Source organism: Sphingomonas bacterium (assembly GCF_903643035.1).
Classification (GTDB): Bacteria; Pseudomonadota; Alphaproteobacteria; order Sphingomonadales; family Sphingomonadaceae; genus Sphingomonas.
In genome coordinates this window covers 1-3,282 of the sequence record NZ_CAHJWW010000293.1, presented here as the reverse complement: position 1 = coordinate 3,282, position 3,282 = coordinate 1, and the positions used below count along the sequence as shown (strand labels likewise).

4 protein-coding genes and 2 pseudogenes are annotated in these 3,282 nt (G+C 73.0%); 4 read left to right on the top strand and 2 right to left on the bottom strand.

What is annotated here, in order from left to right:
* Positions 1–235 (bottom strand): annotated as a pseudogene (locus tag HUV01_RS14090) (hypothetical protein); the annotation flags it as partial.
* Positions 236–309: 74 nt separating this feature from the next.
* Between HUV01_RS14090 and HUV01_RS14085 the strand changes: the two are divergent.
* Positions 310–1,011, top strand: coding sequence for an MBL fold metallo-hydrolase (locus tag HUV01_RS14085; RefSeq protein WP_174298842.1), 702 nt, complete (start codon positions 310–312; stop codon positions 1,009–1,011).
* A gap of 12 nt (positions 1,012–1,023) precedes the next feature.
* On the opposite strand, the gene HUV01_RS14080 is transcribed toward HUV01_RS14085, so the two are convergent.
* On the bottom strand, positions 1,024–1,464 hold the full coding sequence (locus HUV01_RS14080) for an MAPEG family protein (RefSeq protein WP_174298841.1): 441 nt from the start codon (positions 1,462–1,464) through the stop codon (positions 1,024–1,026).
* A 213-nt stretch (positions 1,465–1,677) separates the two neighbouring features.
* On the opposite strand from HUV01_RS14080, the gene rpmF reads away from it, so the two are divergent.
* The 3 genes and pseudogenes from rpmF to HUV01_RS14065 all read left to right on the top strand — a co-directional run.
* The gene (rpmF, locus tag HUV01_RS14075) at positions 1,678–1,857 is read left to right on the top strand and encodes a 50S ribosomal protein L32 (protein ID WP_174298840.1); all 180 of its coding nucleotides are present in this window, start codon (positions 1,678–1,680) and stop codon (positions 1,855–1,857) included.
* A 56-nt stretch (positions 1,858–1,913) separates the two neighbouring features.
* Positions 1,914–3,041, top strand: a complete 1,128-nt coding sequence (plsX, locus tag HUV01_RS14070) for a phosphate acyltransferase PlsX (RefSeq protein WP_302480067.1) — start codon at positions 1,914–1,916, stop codon at positions 3,039–3,041.
* Between the two features lie 31 nt (positions 3,042–3,072).
* Positions 3,073–3,282: pseudogene (locus HUV01_RS14065) on the top strand (hypothetical protein); the annotation flags it as partial.

Sequence of the window (3,282 nt, the reverse complement as noted above, 5' to 3'; positions counted from 1 at the left end):
CGAGATACCCCGCCGCCGACAGGCCGGTCGCCGTCGCGGCGCGGACCTCGACCATGACCGCGCGCACGTCCGCCGGGGTGCGCGCGGTCAGCACGCGGACGGGATCGCGGTACAGCCGCGCGGATGCGCGCGCCGCGCCGGCCCCTCCCGCGCGGGCATCGTCGAGCAGGACGAACGGCCGGTCGCGGGCGAGCTTCATGGTGCAGGCGATGTACCGCGCGCGGCGGATCGGCAAGCCTCCTCGTCGGCGAGGCCCGCCGCCGACCGCCCTTCGTTGACCTGTCGGCGCGGGCGGGTCATGCGCGTGGCATGACCGACCCGTCGCCTCCGGCCCCCTTGCGCGCCGTGATGATCCCCGTCACCCCTCTCCAGCAGAACTGCACCCTGCTGTGGTGCACCGCCACGATGCGCGGCGCGTTCGTCGATCCCGGCGGCGACGTGCCGCGGCTGCGCGCGGCGGCGGCGGAGCATGGCGTGGCGGTCGAGAAGATCGTCCTGACCCACGGGCATATCGACCATGCGGGCGCGGCCAGGCCCCTGGCGGACGAGCTTGGCGTGCCGATCGAGGGTCCGCACCGGGCCGACGCATGGCTGCTCCGGTCGCTCGCGGAGACGGGGCTGCACTATGGCATGGCGGGCGTTTCGTTCGACGCGCCCGACCGCTGGCTGGCGGAGGGGGACGCGGTCGCCGTCGGGGCGCTGACCCTCGACGTGTACGAGACGCCGGGACATACCCCGGGCCATGTCGTGTTCCACCATGCGCCCTCGCGGCTCGCGCTGGTGGGCGACGTGCTGTTCGCCGGGTCGGTCGGCCGCACGGACTTCCCGCGCAGCGACCCTGCCGCGCTGATCCGATCGGTCGTGACGAAGCTGTGGCCGATGGGCGGGGAGACCGCCTTCATCCCCGGCCACGGCGGCGCCGGCACCTTCGCCGCCGAGCGCCGCTCCAACCCGTTCGTGTCGGACGCGGCGCTGGGTCGAGGCGGCGCCGGCCCGGCGTCCCGTCCATAGAGGCGGGCCGGATCACGCCATCGGTGTCGCCGTCGCCGGCGCGCCGCGGACGACCGTCGCGGGTGTCTGCCGCGCGATCACGATCGCCCAGACGGCCAGCGCGGCGAGCGCCGCCCATGTCAGCATGATGCCGCCCGCGCGCAGCGGGTTGGGTGCGGGGCGGACCATCCCCAGCCCGTGCGCCAGCCGTCCGACGACGAACAGCCCGGCGATCGCCCACAGCCACCAGCCCGGCTCCCGCGCCAGTTCGACCAGCACGATCAGGATCATGGCGAACGGCGCGTATTCGGCGTTGTTGGCGTGCGCGCGCATCCGGGCCAGCAGCACCGGATCGCCCTGGTCGCCGACCATCACCTTGCTCGCCATGCGCTGCTGCGACACGCGGAACGCCAGCCACAGGTGGATCAGCGCCAGCGCGCCCGCGGTTGTCAGTGAAACGGGTAGCACGATCATGTCGTCCGGCTCCTTGGTCGACCGCCCCCGTCGTGCCACTCCCCGCCCGAGCTTGCAACACGGGCGCAAATCGCTATAGGCGCGGGACTTCGCGACGTGTCCGGCCCGGTCGGCGTCCAGCGTGATTGCGTCCGGCGTGCCGGCGGGTCGGCTCGGCGCTCACGGACCTGTCGCTCGTTCGTTCCGCTTCGTTGCAAGGACCAAGGTGCCGACATGGCCGTTCCCAAGAGAAAGACCTCGCCGTCCCGCCGGGGCATGCGCCGCGCGCACGACGCGCTCTCGATCGCGTCGTTCCAGGAGTGCCCGAACTGCGGCGAACTGAAGCGCCCGCACAACATGTGCCTTCAGTGCGGCCACTATAACGGCCGAGAGATCGTCGCGGTCGAAGGCTGAGTGCGACACGGGGCCAGGCCCGACGTGAAGCGCGGCGCGGCGGGGTTGTCGTGGCGCTGACGGCGGCCTCCACCCCGGCCGGCGACAGGCGCGGCTCCGTGATCGCCATCGATGCGATGGGCGGCGACGAGGGGCTGGCGGTGATGCTCGCGGGCGTCGCCCGTGCGTCCCGCCTGCACCCCGCCACCCGCTTCCTGCTGGTCGGCGACGAGGCCGCGATCCACGCCGGGCTGAAGCGCCATCCCAGCCTGTCGCGGGCGTCCGAGGTGGTCCACGCTCCCGGACGGGTCGAGTCGTCGGAAAAGCCCGGCCTGGCGATGCGCCGCGCCAAGACGACGTCGATGGGCATCGCGATCGACCTGGTGAAGCAGGGCCGGGCCGCCGCCGCGGTGTCGGCGGGCAATACCGGCGCGCTGATGATGATGGCCAAGGTCGCGTTGCGCATGCTGCCGGGCATCGACCGGCCGGCGCTCGCCGCGCTGCTGCCGACGCTGGGCGCCAACGACGTCGTCATGCTCGACCTGGGCGCGAATACCGAGTGCGACGCGCGCAACCTCGTCCAGTTCGCGGTGATGGGCGCCGCCTATGCGCGCACCGCGCTCGACCTCGCGCGGCCGCGCGTCGCGCTGCTCAACATCGGGACCGAGGACCAGAAGGGCACGGAGGAGATCCGCGCCGCCGCGGCGGCGTTGAAGGACGCCGAGACGCAAGGGACGGGGCTGGCGATCGACTTCACCGGCTTCGTGGAGGGCGACCGGCTGGCCAGCGGCGAGGTCGACGTGATCGTGTGCGACGGATTTTCCGGCAACATCGCGCTCAAGACCGCCGAGGGCACGGCGCGCTTCGTCGCCGACCTGCTGAAGCGCGCGTTCCGCAGTTCGACCCGCTCCAGGATCGGCTTCCTGATCTCGCGCCCCGCGACCGAACTGCTGCGCGACCATCTCGACCCCAATAACCACAACGGCGCCGTCTTCCTGGGATTGGGCGGCATCGTCGTGAAGAGCCATGGCAGCGCCAACGAACTGGGGGTCGCCACCGCGATCGGCGCGGCCGCCAAGATGGTGCGCGACGACCTCACCCGCCGCATCGCCGCCGACCTTGCCGGCGTGACGCCGGCGGTCCGCCCTGCCGGTGCCCCGCCGGCGGTCCGTCCCGCCGCCGCGCCGGTGCGGGGTATCGCCTGAGATGACGCTGGCCGAGATGACGTTGGCCGAGATGACGCGGACTGCGGGTACCGGGCCTGCGGATGCCGGGCCTGCCGGCAAGGGGCGGCGTTCGGCGATCGCCGGCACCGGATCGGCGCTGCCGGTGCGTCGCGTCTCCAATGCCGAGCTGGCGCGGGATGTCGACACCACCGACGAGTGGATCGTCGAGCGTACCGGCATCCGCTTCCGCCACATCGCCGGCCCCGACGAGACGACCGCG